The sequence below is a fragment of the Bacillus sp. 5RYD7K genome (genome assembly GCF_059831465.1).
This window is the reverse complement of record NZ_CP191200.1, coordinates 2492806-2507415: the sequence shown is the minus strand read 5'-3', so window position 1 is coordinate 2507415 and position 14610 is coordinate 2492806. Positions and strand designations below refer to the sequence as shown.

The 14610-nt window shown below is 47.1% G+C and carries 18 protein-coding genes; 1 reads left to right on the top strand and 17 read right to left on the bottom strand.

What is annotated here, in order from left to right:
- Nucleotides 1-140 precede the first annotated feature (140 nt).
- The 3 genes from lepB to ACQE26_RS12515 form a co-directional block, all read right to left on the bottom strand.
- Nucleotides 141-716: a signal peptidase I gene (gene lepB, locus ACQE26_RS12525; protein ID WP_500469605.1), complete on the bottom strand. Its 576-nt coding sequence runs from the start codon at nucleotides 714-716 to the stop codon at nucleotides 141-143.
- Between the two features lie 80 nt (nucleotides 717-796).
- Nucleotides 797-1288 carry a CcdC protein domain-containing protein gene (locus tag ACQE26_RS12520; RefSeq protein WP_060964862.1) on the bottom strand — a complete coding sequence of 164 codons (492 nt, stop codon included), beginning with the start codon at nucleotides 1286-1288 and terminating at the stop codon, nucleotides 797-799.
- 150 nt (nucleotides 1289-1438) lie between these two features.
- On the bottom strand, nucleotides 1439-1870 hold the full coding sequence (locus tag ACQE26_RS12515; protein ID WP_038463262.1) for a peptidylprolyl isomerase: 432 nt from the start codon (nucleotides 1868-1870) through the stop codon (nucleotides 1439-1441).
- Nucleotides 1871-2153: 283 nt separating this feature from the next.
- Here ACQE26_RS12515 and ACQE26_RS12510 point away from each other — a divergent pair, with 283 nt between their 5' ends.
- A complete protein-coding gene (locus tag ACQE26_RS12510; RefSeq protein ID WP_500469604.1) occupies nucleotides 2154-3056 on the top strand; it encodes a DUF1002 domain-containing protein in 903 nt (300 codons plus the stop codon).
- A gap of 45 nt (nucleotides 3057-3101) precedes the next feature.
- Here the strand turns inward: ACQE26_RS12510 and lysA are convergent, their stop codons facing one another.
- The 14 genes from lysA to deoB form a co-directional block, all read right to left on the bottom strand.
- A complete protein-coding gene (gene lysA, locus ACQE26_RS12505; RefSeq protein ID WP_500469603.1) occupies nucleotides 3102-4421 on the bottom strand; it encodes a diaminopimelate decarboxylase in 1320 nt (439 codons plus the stop codon).
- A 124-nt stretch (nucleotides 4422-4545) separates the two neighbouring features.
- Entirely contained in the window at nucleotides 4546-6027 is a 1482-nt protein-coding gene (locus ACQE26_RS12500; RefSeq protein WP_045925497.1) for a spore germination protein, read from the bottom strand.
- Complete coding sequence (gene spoVAEA / locus ACQE26_RS12495; RefSeq protein WP_095241744.1) at nucleotides 5981-6589, bottom strand: stage V sporulation protein SpoVABEA; 609 nt, start codon at nucleotides 6587-6589, stop codon at nucleotides 5981-5983. Before spoVAEA ends, ACQE26_RS12500 begins: the two co-directional genes overlap by 47 nt.
- 3 nt (nucleotides 6590-6592) lie before the next feature.
- Entirely contained in the window at nucleotides 6593-6943 is a 351-nt protein-coding gene (gene spoVAE / locus ACQE26_RS12490; RefSeq protein WP_047475693.1) for a stage V sporulation protein AE, read from the bottom strand.
- On the bottom strand, nucleotides 6944-7960 hold the full coding sequence (gene spoVAD / locus ACQE26_RS12485) for a stage V sporulation protein AD (protein WP_016939156.1): 1017 nt from the start codon (nucleotides 7958-7960) through the stop codon (nucleotides 6944-6946).
- A gap of 11 nt (nucleotides 7961-7971) precedes the next feature.
- Complete coding sequence (gene spoVAC / locus ACQE26_RS12480) at nucleotides 7972-8424, bottom strand: stage V sporulation protein AC (RefSeq protein WP_007612334.1); 453 nt, start codon at nucleotides 8422-8424, stop codon at nucleotides 7972-7974.
- Between the two features lie 12 nt (nucleotides 8425-8436).
- The gene (locus ACQE26_RS12475) at nucleotides 8437-8862 is read right to left on the bottom strand and encodes a stage V sporulation protein AB (RefSeq protein WP_500469600.1); all 426 of its coding nucleotides are present in this window, start codon (nucleotides 8860-8862) and stop codon (nucleotides 8437-8439) included.
- Nucleotides 8852-9472, bottom strand: a complete 621-nt coding sequence (spoVAA, locus tag ACQE26_RS12470; protein ID WP_500469598.1) for a stage V sporulation protein SpoVAA — start codon at nucleotides 9470-9472, stop codon at nucleotides 8852-8854. Before spoVAA ends, ACQE26_RS12475 begins: the two co-directional genes overlap by 11 nt.
- A gap of 126 nt (nucleotides 9473-9598) precedes the next feature.
- Nucleotides 9599-10366, bottom strand: coding sequence for an RNA polymerase sporulation sigma factor SigF (gene sigF, locus ACQE26_RS12465; protein ID WP_003153348.1), 768 nt, complete (start codon nucleotides 10364-10366; stop codon nucleotides 9599-9601).
- Nucleotides 10367-10377: 11 nt separating this feature from the next.
- Entirely contained in the window at nucleotides 10378-10818 is a 441-nt protein-coding gene (gene spoIIAB / locus ACQE26_RS12460) for an anti-sigma F factor (protein ID WP_016939159.1), read from the bottom strand.
- Nucleotides 10815-11168, bottom strand: a complete 354-nt coding sequence (gene spoIIAA / locus ACQE26_RS12455) for an anti-sigma F factor antagonist (RefSeq protein ID WP_016939160.1) — start codon at nucleotides 11166-11168, stop codon at nucleotides 10815-10817. Before spoIIAA ends, spoIIAB begins: the two co-directional genes overlap by 4 nt.
- Before the next feature lie 95 nt (nucleotides 11169-11263).
- Complete coding sequence (locus tag ACQE26_RS12450; protein ID WP_045925499.1) at nucleotides 11264-12433, bottom strand: D-alanyl-D-alanine carboxypeptidase family protein; 1170 nt, start codon at nucleotides 12431-12433, stop codon at nucleotides 11264-11266.
- 136 nt (nucleotides 12434-12569) lie between these two features.
- Nucleotides 12570-13388, bottom strand: a complete 819-nt coding sequence (locus ACQE26_RS12445; RefSeq protein WP_045925500.1) for a purine-nucleoside phosphorylase — start codon at nucleotides 13386-13388, stop codon at nucleotides 12570-12572.
- A gap of 11 nt (nucleotides 13389-13399) precedes the next feature.
- Nucleotides 13400-14584, bottom strand: a complete 1185-nt coding sequence (deoB, locus tag ACQE26_RS12440) for a phosphopentomutase (protein WP_016939163.1) — start codon at nucleotides 14582-14584, stop codon at nucleotides 13400-13402.
- Nucleotides 14585-14610 lie beyond the last annotated feature (26 nt).

Below are 14610 nucleotides of genomic sequence, written 5' to 3'. Positions count from 1 at the left end.
TCAAGGGAAGATGTTTCATGTATCTGTAAAACTTTCTATCTATTAAATAGTTATACGAATTTATGTTCTGTTTTTGTGGGTAGGGAGATTAATTTATATAAAAAAAAGCAGTTTTCTCATAAAGAAAACTGCCGTACGGTTTATTTCGTCTTGCGGATTTCGTTAAACGGGAAGAAGACGAATTTTGATGTGCCCGCGATTTGTTTTTTCGTAAAAAGACCGAGGCCGTTACGGCTGTCCATAGATTCTCTGCGGTTATCACCCATGACGAAATATTTATCGTCCGGCACTTTCACCGGGCCGAAGTCTTCCGTCAGCCGGTCATAGCCGCCTTGCTTCGCTTTTTTCTTGTTTGCCGCTAAATACGATTCGGACACTTTTTTGCCGTTGATGTACAGCTGGTCGTTTTTCATTTGCACCGTGTCGCCGGGAAGTCCGATAATCCGTTTGACATAGTGTTCGTTTTCTCCGTTCAGAACGACGATCTGGCCGCGTTTGAAGTCGCTTATGTATTTGACCGTCATATTAACAAAGATTCTCTCGCGGTCATGCAGCGTCGGTTCCATTGATCTTCCGTCAACGAGATAAGGAGCAAATAAAAAGTTGCGGATGAGCAATGCGAGAACGACAGCGATGATAATGGCTTTCGCCCAATCAAGTACGGCGCTTTTTTTAGAAGTTTTTTCTTTTTCTGATTTCAAGTGATTTCCTCCCATTAGCCATGGTCGTTTTTATTTTACCATGAATCCCTGCACAGAGGGCAAATAAGCCCCGCACCTCATCCATTTTTTTCATTTTATAAGCCGGATCTGCTGATTTTACGGTATTTTACGAAGCTTCCGATCCGCCAAATGCACAAATACACAAAAGCAAGCTCCATTGTTAAAACGGCAAATTCCGTCGCGTCAATGTTTTTGAAATATTGACTGAGCACGATACGGATCGCAATAATCGCGATAATGACATATTTAAAGTTTTTATTCCGCTTAGAGTACACAAAGCCGTCTTCCCGGATTTCATATGCGGTTTGCGACAGCATGATGGCGCCAAATACCGCGCCTAACAGCCCGGCGATGGCGAGCTCCCAAACAGCGGGAAGATGAAACGGCTTTCCCGGGATATTCATGAGCTGGCTGATGCTCAATGAAAAAATGACGGCGATAATCAAAAGCGGGAGAATGATGCCGAAGCCGCCGCCTTTAATCGGCCTGTTTCCCTTTTTCAGTCTGAACCAAAAGATAAGTGCGATAATAATAATGACAAATAAAACGGTTGCCAATTGAACCAACGTTTTTACCTCTTTTCATTGTTGTAATCGGTCTTTTACACTATACCAGAGTGACCGCGGAAGTTCATATATGTATTTTTTCATGATTTACACATGAGAATTTTCATATACATAAAAAAACCCGCCTCCAAAAGGCGGGTTTTTCGGTCATTATCCTTCTACACGGACTTCTTTCATTTTGTCTCCGTTAGACATGTTTTTCGCGTGCTCTAAACCGCTTGTCACTTTTCCGAATACAGTATGAACGCCGTTTAAATGCGGCTGCGGCTCATGTACGATGAAGAATTGGCTTGAACCCGTGTCTTTACCGGCATGCGCCATTGATAAAGAACCGGCTTCGTGCTTATGCGGATTGCCTTCTGTTTCACATTTGATCGTTTTTCCGCTTCCGCCCATGCCTGTCCCAGTCGGATCTCCGCCTTGGCTGACAAAGCCCGGAATCACGCGGTGGAAAATAACGCCGTCGTAGAAGCCTGTATTCGCCAGGTTTTCAAAGTTAGCGACTGTATTAGGCGCTTCATTCGGGTAAAGTTCAAATTCGATTCTGCTGCCGTTCTCCATTTCGATGTAACCAGTTTTCATTCTCATTCCTACTTCCATATGTTTTTTGTCAAAGCCTTCTTCAATATGAATTTCAATTGTAAGCCGGCTTTCTTTTTGATATCCTTTTGAAGGAAGATGCGTCTGCTCTTCTTTTCGCGGCTATTATACCACACCTTCAGCCGGAAAACGAATCTCCCCGCTTCCAAAGAAAGAAAATGAAACCAGAACAGCTTCACAGCCGTCTATGTAACGGAACTGCTTCACGCAGTCCCTCACAAACCGCTTCAAAACGGCATTTGTGAAAAGAAGGAGGTTAACCGCTTTGAAAAAAATGTGGATTGGATTGCTGGCGGCGGCCGCAGTATTGTGCACAATACCGAAAATCAGCCTGGCCGATGCCGCAGTCGGAGATGTTATCGTCACACTGGGGGCAGATCTGTCAAACGCAGACCGTCAGAAAGTGCTTGACGAATTAAATGTCCCTGATAACGCGACAAAGGTGACGGTCACTAATAAAGAAGAACATGAATATCTGGGAAAATATATATCGAATGCCCAAATCGGCACAAGAGCCATTTCTTCATCATCCATCACGGTGGAAAAGAAAGGGTCCGGACTTGACGTCCAAACCCATAATATTGATTCCATTACGGATGAGATGTACTTAAACGCCCTGATGACAGCAGGCGTGAAAGATGCAAAAGTATACGTGACGGCGCCGTTTGAGGTATCAGGAACCGCCGCATTGACGGGAATCATTAAAGCGTATGAAGTTTCATCAGACAAAGCGATTTCAGAAGACGTAAAACAGGTCGCCAACCAAGAGCTTGTCACAACTTCAAATCTCGGGGAAAAAATCGGAGATAAAAACGCCTCCGCGCTTATCGCAAACATTAAAGACGATTTCGCGAAAAACGGTGTGCCCGATACAAAAGAAGGAATCGAGAAAAAAGTCGATGATGCGGCATCAAACCTTAACATTACACTGACTGACGCTCAAAAAGACCAGTTAGTTTCATTGTTTAATAAAATGAAAAATGCCAAGATTGATTGGGGCCAAGTCGGCAATCAGCTCGATAAGGCAAAAGACAAAATCACAAAGTTCATTCAATCCGATGAAGGCAAAAGCTTTATTCAAAAAGTCATTGATTTCTTCGCTTCAATTTGGAATGCGATCGTGTCTGTATTTACAGGAGACAGCGGGTCAGCTTCTTCAAACAGCTGAGACAAAAAAGAGACCGGACTCCATTGTCCCGGTCTCTTTTTTTATTTATTGTTTGACCCCCGTCTTAAACGGCAGATCCAGCTTTACGATGTCTTCATAAGTTTCCCTTTTAATGACAAGATGCGCTTGGCCGTCTTCCACAAATACGACGGCAGGCCGCGGAATGCGGTTGTAGTTGTTAGCCATGCTGTACCCGTATGCTCCTGTGCAGAAGACGGCGAGAAGATCGCCTTCTTTCACTTCCGGAAGATCTATATCCCAGATGAGCATATCTCCGCTTTCACAGCACTTACCTGCGATGGACACCGTCGTGTCGTGGTGTTCTCCGATTCTGTTTGCCGAAACGGCTTCATATTTGGCCTGATAAAGCGCAGGACGGATATTGTCGCTCATGCCTCCGTCAACCGCTGCATATTTACGGGTGCCGGGAACTTCTTTTTGCGAGCCGATGGTATAAAGCGTCGTTCCGGCGTCGCCGACGAGCGAGCGCCCCGGTTCAATCCAAATTTCCGGAATGTCAAAAGCATGCAGCGCTGCGTTTTCTTTTACCGCTTCGATTATTTTTTCAACGTAGACGGCAGGATGAAGAGGTTCATCCTCTTCCGTGTAGCGGATGCCGAAGCCGCCCCCTAAATTCAGCACTTCAGAAACGAAGCCGAAAGATTCTCTCCATTCACTCAGTTTTGCGAAGATTTTTTCTGCGGCTAGCACAAAGCCCGCCGTATCAAAAATTTGTGATCCGATGTGGCAGTGAACGCCGAGAAGATGGATATGGTCTGACTGCAGCACTTGCTCAATCGCCTTTTCTATTTGCCCGTTATGCAGATCAAAGCCGAATTTGGAATCTTCCTGTCCGGTCGTAATATAATCATGCGTATGCGCCTCTACTCCCGGGGTGATCCGCAGAAGCACATCCATGGCGCGCCCTGATTTGCTGCACAGTTCCGCGAGTAAGGATATTTCATAAAAATTATCAACGACGATGCAGCCGATTTGATGATCGAGCGCCATTTTTAATTCTTCTCTGCTTTTGTTATTGCCGTGAAAATGAATCCGGTCAGCCGGAAAACCAGCCGAAACCGCCGTAAACAGCTCTCCGCCGGATACAACGTCCAGTGAGAGCCCCTCCTGCTCAGCAAGCTGTATCATTGCAACGGAGGAAAACGCCTTGCTCGCGTATGCGACCTGCGCTTTTAAATCCGCGTCAATGAATGCCTGTTTAAAGCTTTTAGCGCGCTCACGTATTAAAGCCACGTCATAAACATAAAGAGGCGTGCCGTAATGCTCCGCTAAATACAGGGCATCCACACCTCCGATTTCCAGATGACCTAGTTTGTTTTGTCTGCTTGTGCCATGTAAGAACAATGCTCATTCCCTCTTTCTGATCCGCATATGGGTGAAAAGGACAGCTTTTTTTGAGCTGTCCTTATACAAGTCCCGCATAAGTTAAGACATACAATATCATAATCTTCTGTCGGTTTCAATGCGATTATGAACCGCTTGGCTGTCTTTGACGGTCTTTCGGGTGAACAATGCTCGGTCTGACTTTCGCTCCCGGCACTGTCGTCCTGACGAGCACCTGCCACAGCGCCTTTCCGTTAAACGGTAAAAACGGCCATAAATACGGTGTATGAAACGAGCGGATACCCGCCATTAAAATCAGCAGCAATGTAAAGCCGATAACAAAGCCTTTTACTTTAAAAATGGCCACGAGCACCATTAAGATGAGACGTATCATTTTATTGGCGAGGCTGAGTTCATAGCTCGGCGTGGTAAATGATCCGATGGCGGCGATCGATACGTACAGAATGACTTCGGCTGAAAAAAGCCCCACCGCTATGGCAATTTGTCCGATCAGCACCGCCGCTATCAGGCCCATGGCAGTCGATAAAGCGGTCGGCGTATGGATCGCGGCCATCCTGAGAAACTCAATCCCCAAATCAGCCAGAAAGATCTGCAGAATGATCGGAATGTGCGTATTTTTATTTAAGCCGATAAAATCCAATCTTTCAGGCAGAAGTGACGGGTCGAGAACAAAGAGGAACCAGATCGGAAGCAGAACCGTTGAAGCGATAATACCGAAAAACCTGATCCATCTTAAAAATGTTCCGACAGAAGGCGCCTGTCTGTATTCTTCCGCATGCTGAACGTGGTGAAAAATCGTTGTGGGCGTTATGATCACGCTCGGTGACGTATCGACGACGATAATGACGTGCCCTTCTAAAATATGATTGGCGGCCACATCAGGACGCTCCGTGTATCTGACCATCGGAAACGGGTTGTAGCCTTGTTTGACGATAAATTCTTCCACCGTTTTATCAGCCATCGTCAGTCCGTCAATGTCAATCGCATTCACTTCGTTTTCGACGATGCTGACAAGGTCCGGATCCGCGATGTCCTCTATATACACAATGGCAAGATCCGTTTTAGAACGCTCGCCGACTTTCGTAATTTTGACGCGGAGCCTTTCGTCTCTGATCCTTCTTCTGATTAACGCTGTGTTAATGACGATACTTTCGATAAATCCGTCTCTGGCCCCGCGAACGACCTTCTCTGTATCCGGTTCTTCGGGTGTGCGTCCGGGGTAATTTCTGACGTCAACGACGAAGGCGAAACCGGCGTCTTCTACGATAACGGCCACAAGTCCGGAAAGCACTTGATCCGTCGCTTCGTCGAGCGTTTTGACTTTTTGGACCTGCTGGTTCACAAGCCTGTTTTCAACAACATCAAGCGCTTCATCCGCGTTCTCGTCATAATTATTGACATCGACGAGCTGTTCTATTAAATGAATGATAAACAATGTATCGGTTAACCCATTGACAAAGTAAATCTGGACTTCCCGGTCTAATACTTGAACTTTGCGGACTCCGATATCGTAGCTCGTCCCCATACCGACGCGGTCTTTAAAAAATTGTTCATTTTTTCTAGGATCCCGGTATACTTTTATCATGTTTTCCGGTTTTTCCGGCATGATATTCGCTCCTTTCTAAAATGAATTCGACAGCCTTCATCGTGATCGGCGAGCCTTTGGATATGTCATCTTTTCTTCCCATTTTTCCTATATCGCCGATGCCCACAACGAGAGGAACGTCCAGTTTGTCAAGACAATACACCGTATCTCCGTTCATTCTGTGCTCGTCCATTTCTCTCATTCCGGTTTTATCGACGCCAAACTCCGTCACTTCTCCATCACGGTCAATGGAGACATCGACTTTTGTCCATTCAGCCTGATGGGTTTTAGAAGCGACCGCAATTACCCCAAGCACTTCAATGTCTTGATGTGAGGCGACATATTTCAGCGCCGTTTCGCCCGGCCCTTCCCCTTGCAGGCCGGAATCGTCAAACATGACAAACACCGGGTCATGCGGCGCGGCTTTAATCAGCTGAACGAGTTCCGGACCGGTTCTGGTTGACGGATTGCCTTTTGATTGGGAAATACATCGTCCGCCTGCTTTTTCCGCGGCATATTCAATCGTTTTGGCGGCGTATACGTCTCCGTCTGTCACAAGGATGACCTTCCGTTTCGTCATCAGACATTATCCTTTCGGTTTAAAAATAACGGCTACAAGAAATGCGAATAGAATCGCTGAAGATATACCGGCGGAGGTCAGTTCAAAAATCCCCATGCCGATCCCGATAAATCCATGCTCGTGAGCCTGATGCATGGCGCCGTGCAATAAGCTGTGCCCGAAGCTGACGATGGGGACCGTCGCGCCCGCGCCTGCGAATTCGATAAATTTATCATAAATTCCGAACCCGTCTAATAAGGTGCCGATGACGACAAAGGTTGTCATCACATGGGCGGGTGTCAGTTTAAAAATGTCCAGCAGCAGCTGACCGATAATGCATATGATTCCTCCGCAAACAAAAGCCATCAGATATTCCATTTATGATGCACCTCCCGCTCGCTCAAATACCACACCGTGGGCGATGGTCGGAATGGTTTCCTTCTGCTGAATCATTGTCGGACTTAAAAGCGCTCCTGTCGCGACAACGAGAACCCTGTTAAGAGAGCCCGATTTCAGTTGATTAAAGATATGTGTGTACGTAACGAGCGCGGAGCAGGCGCAGCCGCTTCCGCCCGCAAACACCTGCTGATCCGGCGTATAGATGAGAAGACCGCAGTCATCGTGTTTCGTTCCCGCGGGATAGCCTTCTTCCTTAAGCAAATCTTTTAAGATCGGCGAGCCTACGCCTGAAAGGTCTCCCGTTAAAATCAGATCGTAATCATCCGCCGTGCGGTTCAAATCCTTCAGGTGCTGTTTGATTGTATCGGCCGCAGCGGGCGCCATGGCTGAGCCCATATCAAACGGGTCTGTAATTCCGAGGTCGCTTACTTTTCCCACTGTCGCGCTTGTAATCCGGATATCAGAAGGGTTTTGGCTGATGATGACCGCCCCGCCCCCCGTGACCGTTGAAGTGGCGGTATCCGGTTTTTGCCCGCCATACTCCGTCGGATTACGGAATTGTCTTTCAGCCGTCGCATTATGGCTGCTCGTCGCTGCAATCGCCCGGTTCGCAAAACCGCCGTCAATAAGCGCGGATGCGACGGCGACCGTTTCCATTGACGTCGAGCAGGCGCCGAACAGGCAGAGGAACGGAATTTTCAGATGTCTTGCGACGTAATTGGCCGTCACGTTTTGATTTAAAAGATCGCCAGCGAGTAACAAATCGATGTCACTCTTTTTCAAATTCTGTTTTTGCAAAGCGGAGTTGATGGCATCTTCCATTAATTGACGTTCCGCCATTTCCCAGTTTTTCTGATTGCAATGCATTTCATCGTATGTTTTATCAAACAGCGAGCCGAGCGGGCCGTCTTTTTCTTTCGGTCCGGCTGCCGTTCCCGCCGCATTTATAAATAACGGGTTTTCAAACACCCAGGTTTGCTTTCCGGTCAATTTCATTTTTTCTCCTCCTATGAAAACAGTTTTTCACAAGCAAACCGTATCAGCCCTACGATATAGGCCGCCACGACGCCGAATACAATGACGTTTCCCGCCAGTTTAAACATGTTTGTCGCTACACCGAGCACAAGCCCTTCACTTCTATGTTCCAGAGCCGCGCTTGTCATACTGTTTGCAAATCCCGTCACCGGCACGGCTGAACCCGCTCCGGCAAACTGACCGAGCCTGTCATAAATGCCGAATCCGGTCAAGAGGGCTGAAATTAAAATAAGAGTGGCGGACGTCGGGTTTCCCGCTGTTTTTTCATTAAAATTAAAAAAGTGGATGTAAAAGTCTTGAAGAGCCTGCCCGATCAGACAAATCAAACCGCCGATCAGAAAGGCTTTGACACAATTCCAGACGTATGGCGGTTTCGGCTGATAGTCTTTCACTTTTGTTTTGTAATTTTCTTTTAAGTTTGTCACGTCTGTTCCTCCTTAAGAACGATGGATAAAATACAGCCAATGAAATAATGAGCCGGCTATTTTGCCGAACACGATGGCCATCAGCAAAATGATGATTTTGCTCCCGAAACCGATCCGTTTGGCAAGAATGGGAAGCACGTTCAGCACTTCTGTAAGCGCCGCGGCCAGCATGCCGACAAACATGCCGGCCAGAAGCCCGACCGGAACGGCAAGCCATTCAGATAAAAAAAAATGATTCATATTTAAGGTTTCCCAGCCGCCGAACACCGCCCCGGAAATAACAGCCCCTTCGTAGGCCTGTACAAAGCGCATGGTTTTTGTCAGCTGCATAAGGCGGGGGATGATTCCCATAACGGTTAAAAAAGCCACAAAGCCCGCTCCCACGGTCAGCCCTCCGCCAAGCCCGACAAACATAACGAAAAGAATGCTAACGATCATGCAGATCTTTCATCGTCTCTTCGTTTTCGTGTATTGCGACATAATGATCGAGATCAAGCTGATAATTAAACATCTCGACCTCCAGCGGGCTTGGCTCTTCATTCAGGCGTTTTTTAAAGATGTGATTAAAAAAGACGATCATCCCGAGACCGAGGCCGATGCTGTACGGAATCTGAAGCAGGTACGGATACTCATTCCGCCTGCCCGTTATGATTTCATATAAGGCAATATGAACTTCTCTCATGCTGACATCTTCATGAAAATTCATAATGGCGAGACATGAACCGATAAAAAGCAGCAGCCAGACACCGACGAACAAAACGGCTGACAGCTGCTTTTTCTGGTAATGGATTTCCACTATCGTTTCAGCGCCGCCGACGGTCTGCACATCAAGAGCGGGAAAAGCGGTATGAATGGCCTTCAGCACTTTTATGATGTCCAGCACGACGATATTTTTGTCTTTTTTCGTGATCTGATACAGCGGCAGTACCGACAGTTTTTTTTTCAGCTTTTGCTGTCCTGCGATCTGGGCGGCGTCACCGACTGTGATGATATCTCCGGTATGAGCCTTCACGCGGTGGCGAAGTCTGAGAAATATTCGTCTTTCCATCTTGCATCACCATCTTTCGGGTGGTTATATATGTAGTATGTGGTTCACTTTTGTTCTCATTCATCAGCGGCAAAAGACCATAAATTACCATTCGGGCGCAAATAAAAAAAGCCGGCCTGTAAAAGGTCAGCTTTCCGTATGATCCATCTGCACTTTAATCTGCTTCAATATTTTTTTCTCCAGCCTCGATACCTGAACTTGTGAAATCCCGAGCCGTTCGGCTACTTCCGACTGCGTCTGATCCTTGTAATACCTCAGATAGACAATGAGCTTTTCCCGTTCTTCCAAATCACTGATCGCTTCCTTGAGAGCGATTTTGTCAAACCATTTCTCTTCTGAATGATCGGCGATCTGATCGAGCAGGGTGATCGGGTCTCCGTCATTTTCATACACCGTTTCATGAATGGACGAAGGCGCCCGCACCGCTTCCTGCGCAAGCACCACGTCCTCCGCGTCAATTTCCAGGTGGTCAGCGATTTCCTGGACTGTCGGCACTCTTCCGTATGTTTTTGACAGTTCATCTTTCGCCCGGCGGATTTTATTGCCGAGCTCTTTTAAAGATCTTGATACTTTAACGGTTCCGTCATCCCGGATGAAGCGCTGGATTTCTCCGATAATCATCGGCACGGCATAAGTTGAAAAACGGACATCATAGGACAAATCGAATTTATCAACGGATTTTAACAACCCGATACAGCCGATCTGAAACAGATCGTCCGGCTCATAGCCCCTGTTTAAGAACCTTTGCACGACGGACCATACAAGACGCATGTTTTTTTCTATGAGGAGGTCTCTTGCCTGCTGGTCGCCCTCTTGGCTCTTTTTGATCAATTCTTTGACTTCATGGTCCTTGAGCTGCGCGTTTTTGCTGTTTTTCTTAACCTCCACATCCATAACAAATCTCCTTAATTACAAAGCGCTTTGCTTTTTGATAGGTGTTTTGTTAAGCGTATCGTCGTCCCCATCTCCGGCGAGGAATCAATCGAGACATCATCCATGAAGTTTTCCATAATGGTAAAGCCCATTCCGGAGCGCTCAAGCTCGGGTTTTGTCGTAAAGAGCGGCTGGCGCGCTTCCTCAAGATCCGTGATCCCGAGGCCTTCGTCACGTATGGTCAGATAAACGACATGATCCTCCAAGGTAACGGAGATGTACACCTTTCCGTCGCAGTTTTCTTCATAGCCGTGGATGATTGCGTTTGTTACCGCTTCTGATACGACGGTTTTGATTTCTGTCAGCTCGTCCATCGTCGGGTCGAGCTGCGCGATAAAAGAAGCAACCGTTACACGCGCAAACGATTCATTCTGACTGAGGGCTGAAAATTCAAGATGCATCTCGTTTTTCATGATGCCACCCCCAGCGTTAAAAGCGCTTTTTGTTCTGATTGTTCGAACCTGATGATTTTAAACAGGCCTGACATGTCAAACAGACGTCTCACCGCAGGCGAAATCGCGCACACGACCATTTCTCCGCCGAGCTGTTTAATTTGTTTATAACGCCCTAAAATCACGCCGAGGCCGGAGCTGTCCATGAAGGAAAGATCTTCAAGGTTCAGCACGATGTGACGGATGCCGTCAGCCTCCAGCGATTCAGCAACCTTTTGTTTTAATGATTCTGCCGTATGGTGATCGAGTTCACCAGTTAATCGAATACAAAGCACGGATTCTTTGACATGCAAGTCAATTCCAAGGCTCATGCTCATTCCTCCTTGATATGATCGGATAATGAGTGTTTCGATTTTCGGGAAAGCAATTCCTTCACTATGACAAAACTAGTGACCGTTCGCCACGATTATTTAAATTTTGTCCAATCTCCCATCGTCCGCTTCAGAAAAGTGAGAAAACCCGCTTTTTCCATGTCGTCTTTTGCCGTAACCGGGCTTTCAACGAGCACTTTTCCGTCTTTTTTCAGCACGAGGCTGCCGAGCACCTCCCCTTTTTTAACCGGGGCCGTTATATTGCTGTTGATTTTCACTTCTTTTTTTACTTTGTCCATGTTCTCTCCCTTTTTGGCTAGGAGGGAAATCGGTTCAGATGTGGTCAGCTTGATCAGTTTCTGTTTTCCTTTTTTCACTTTTACCGTTCCGATGATTTGATTCCGTTTATACAGCGGGTGTGTTTTGAACTGGCTGAAGGCATAATCAAGCATTTTTGTTACTTGGGCATTTCTTTCTTTCGGAGTGCTGGCTCCGAAAACGACTGCGATGACCCTCATATTTCCTTTTTTAGCGGTGGCGGTTAAACAATACTTTGCTTCGCCTGTAAAACCCGTTTTCACACCGTCAACACCCGGATAAAATTTGATCAGCCGGTTTGTATTGACGAGCCAGAACTTTTTGTCTGTGTTTTCTCTTAAATAATCTTCATACGTTCCCGTAAATTGAGTGATTTTATCATACTTCAATAATTCCTTCGCCATTTTCGCCATGTCATAAGCAGAGCTGTAGTGGCCTTTTTCAGGCAATCCCGTCGGGTTTTTGAAGGAGGTATCTTTCAATCCCAATTCTTTTGCTTTTTTGTTCATCTGATTGACGAAATCCTCTTCCGAACCGGCGATATACTCTGCCATCGCGACGGATGCGTCATTTCCGGAAGCTATCGCAATTCCTTTGAGCATTTCTTTTACCGTCATTTCCTCACCGGGTTCGAGGAAAATCTGCGATCCGCCCATGGATGCGGCATGCTCACTCGTCCTGACTTTATCGCTCATCTTAATGTTTCCTTTGTCAAGCGCTTCCATAATTAAAAGCATGGTCATGATTTTTGTCATGCTCGCCGGCGCCAGACGCTCCCGGCTGTTCTTGTTGTAAAGAATGTTTCCCGTATCGCGTTCAATCAGCACGGCGCTTTTGGCTTCATGAGCGAGCTCCGATGTATGTTTTCCGTCCGGCTTTGCAAAAGCGGACGGTGCTGATGCGGTTATTAAAATGCCAATCAACAAAGTGGATATAAGACGTTTCATCTCCAAAGCCCTCCATTTCATAATCCTTTTTATTTTTTCCAAGCCCGGTGGTTTTATACGCCTCATCTGGAAAATGTTTCGTTTTGAGGACATAAAAAAACAGCTGCTTCCGAAGAAACAGCTGATCTATGCTGATTTAGTTTTGAGATCGTGCGACTACGGCTTTTACAAGCTTTAAAAAGCCGCCTTTTACTTTTTCCGTCATTTCCATTACTTCATCATGGGATAACGGCTGGTCAAGAATGCCGGCTGCCGCGTTGGAAATGCACGAGATGCCGAGCACGCGCATTCCCGCGTGGTTGGCGACGATGACTTCCGGCACGGTCGACATTCCGACAGCGTCAGACCCCATCGTTCTTAAAAACCGGACTTCAGCCGGCGTTTCGTAAGATGGCCCCGTAACAGCCGTGTACACACCTTTTTGAACAGGGATGCCAAGCTCAGCCGCCGTTTTTTCAGCCAAGCCTGAAAGCTCTTTGTCATAGGCTTCTGACATGTCCGGGAATCTGGCTCCGAATTCCGCTTCGTTCGGACCGATTAGCGGGTTGGTGCCCGTAAAGTTGATATGGTCGGTAATAATCATCAGATCACCGGCGCGGAAGTCAGTGTTGATACCGCCCGCTGCGTTCGTCACGATGAGAGATTCAACGCCGAGCGCCTTCATCACGCGGACCGGGAACGTTACCTGATCCATTGAGTAGCCTTCATAATAATGAAAGCGGCCCTGCATCGCGATGACCTGCACACCTTCAAGCGTTCCCATCACAAGCTGGCCGGCATGGCCTTCTACCGTTGAGACCGGAAAATCAGGGATCGTTTCATATGTAAGCTTGACAGCTCCTTCAATTTCATCGGCCAATACGCCGAGCCCTGAACCTAAAATCAGACCGATCTTCGGTGTTTCTTTCACGTGTTCTTTAATAAATGCAGCAGCACGTTCGATCTTTTGTTTCAAAAAAAGTCCCCCTACTGTAATCTTGATAAAAAGCTTTTTCCGTATTCCGGCTTTTCCGTTTTGAAATTGTCCGCAATGGTTGCGCCGATATCGGCAAATGTATCCGCAAGCGGCAGCTGTTCGGTGTGTTTATGCTTTTTGCTGTAGACAAGAAGCGGCACATACTCCCGCGTGTGATCTGTCCCGTGATGGACAGGATCATTGCCGTGATCCGCCGTGATGATGAGCAGATCGTCCTCTTTCATTTTTTCAAACACTTCCGGAAGCCTTGCGTCGAATTCCTCAAGCGCTTTTCCGTACCCTTCCGGATCACGGCGGTGTCCGTACAGCGCATCAAAATCAACGAGGTTGGCAAAGCTCAGGCCCGTAAAATCTTCACCGAGCGTTTCAATCACTTTGTCCATGCCGTCCATGTTAGATACCGTGCGGCGGGAAGATGTGATGCCTTCTCCGTCGTAAATATCAGAAATTTTACCGATGGAAATGACGTCTAATCCGCTGTCTTTCATTCCGTTCATTACCGTGCGGCCGAACGGTTTGAGCGCATAATCATGGCGGTTCGGCGTGCGTTTGAAGCTGCCCGGTTCTCCGATGAACGGTCTTGCGATAATCCGGCCGACCATGTACTTCGGATCAAGCGTCAGTTCTCTGGCTGTTTCACAGATGCTGTACAGCTCGTCAAGCGGAACGACATCTTCGTGAGCCGCAATCTGCAAAACGGAATCTGCTGATGTATAAACGATCAGCGCACCCGTTTCCATATGTTCTTTTCCGAGCTCGTCCAGAATCGCCGTCCCTGAAGCCGGCTTATTCCCGATGATTTTGCGTCCGGAACGCTTTTCAAGCTCCTGAAGAAGCTCATCCGGAAATCCTTCCGGGAATACTTTAAACGGTTTTTCAATGTAGAGGCCCATTATCTCCCAGTGCCCCGTCATCGTATCTTTTCCGTTTGACGCCTCCTGCATTTTACCGTAGTACGCCAGAGGCTGCTCCGTTTTTTCCACACCCTTAATATCCCCGATCAGTCCGAGACCGAGCTGTGCCATATGGGGCATATGTAAACCGTTCATGTGCTCTGCGATATGTCCGAGCGTATTTGCGCCTATATCATTAAAATCGGCGGCGTCCGGCGCTTCACCGATTCCGACCGAATCCATTACGATCAAAAACACACGTTTATATTTGTATTCAGACATCATAAAAGCCTCCTTTTCTTCCATCT

Excerpts from the sequence above, each read along its gene's own strand:
- lepB (WP_500469605.1), bottom strand. The coding sequence starts at position 716 with ATGGGAGGAAATCACTTGAAATCAGAAAAAGAAAAAACTTCTAAAAAA.
- ACQE26_RS12515 (WP_038463262.1), bottom strand. The coding sequence starts at position 1,870 with ATGAAAACTGGTTACATCGAAATGGAGAACGGCAGCAGAATCGAATTT.
- ACQE26_RS12500 (WP_045925497.1), bottom strand. The coding sequence starts at position 6,027 with ATGCCGGAAAAACCGGAAAACATGATAAAAGTATACCGGGATCCTAGA.
- spoVAE (WP_047475693.1), bottom strand. The coding sequence starts at position 6,943 with ATGGAATATCTGATGGCTTTTGTTTGCGGAGGAATCATATGCATTATC.
- spoVAD (WP_016939156.1), bottom strand. The coding sequence starts at position 7,960 with ATGAAATTGACCGGAAAGCAAACCTGGGTGTTTGAAAACCCGTTATTT.
- ACQE26_RS12475 (WP_500469600.1), bottom strand. The coding sequence starts at position 8,862 with ATGATCGTTAGCATTCTTTTCGTTATGTTTGTCGGGCTTGGCGGAGGG.
- spoVAA (WP_500469598.1), bottom strand. The coding sequence starts at position 9,472 with ATGGAAAGACGAATATTTCTCAGACTTCGCCACCGCGTGAAGGCTCAT.
- sigF (WP_003153348.1), bottom strand. The coding sequence starts at position 10,366 with ATGGATGTGGAGGTTAAGAAAAACAGCAAAAACGCGCAGCTCAAGGAC.
- spoIIAB (WP_016939159.1), bottom strand. The coding sequence starts at position 10,818 with ATGAAAAACGAGATGCATCTTGAATTTTCAGCCCTCAGTCAGAATGAA.
- spoIIAA (WP_016939160.1), bottom strand. The coding sequence starts at position 11,168 with ATGAGCCTTGGAATTGACTTGCATGTCAAAGAATCCGTGCTTTGTATT.
- ACQE26_RS12450 (WP_045925499.1), bottom strand. The coding sequence starts at position 12,433 with ATGAAACGTCTTATATCCACTTTGTTGATTGGCATTTTAATAACCGCA.
- deoB (WP_016939163.1), bottom strand. The coding sequence starts at position 14,584 with ATGTCTGAATACAAATATAAACGTGTGTTTTTGATCGTAATGGATTCG.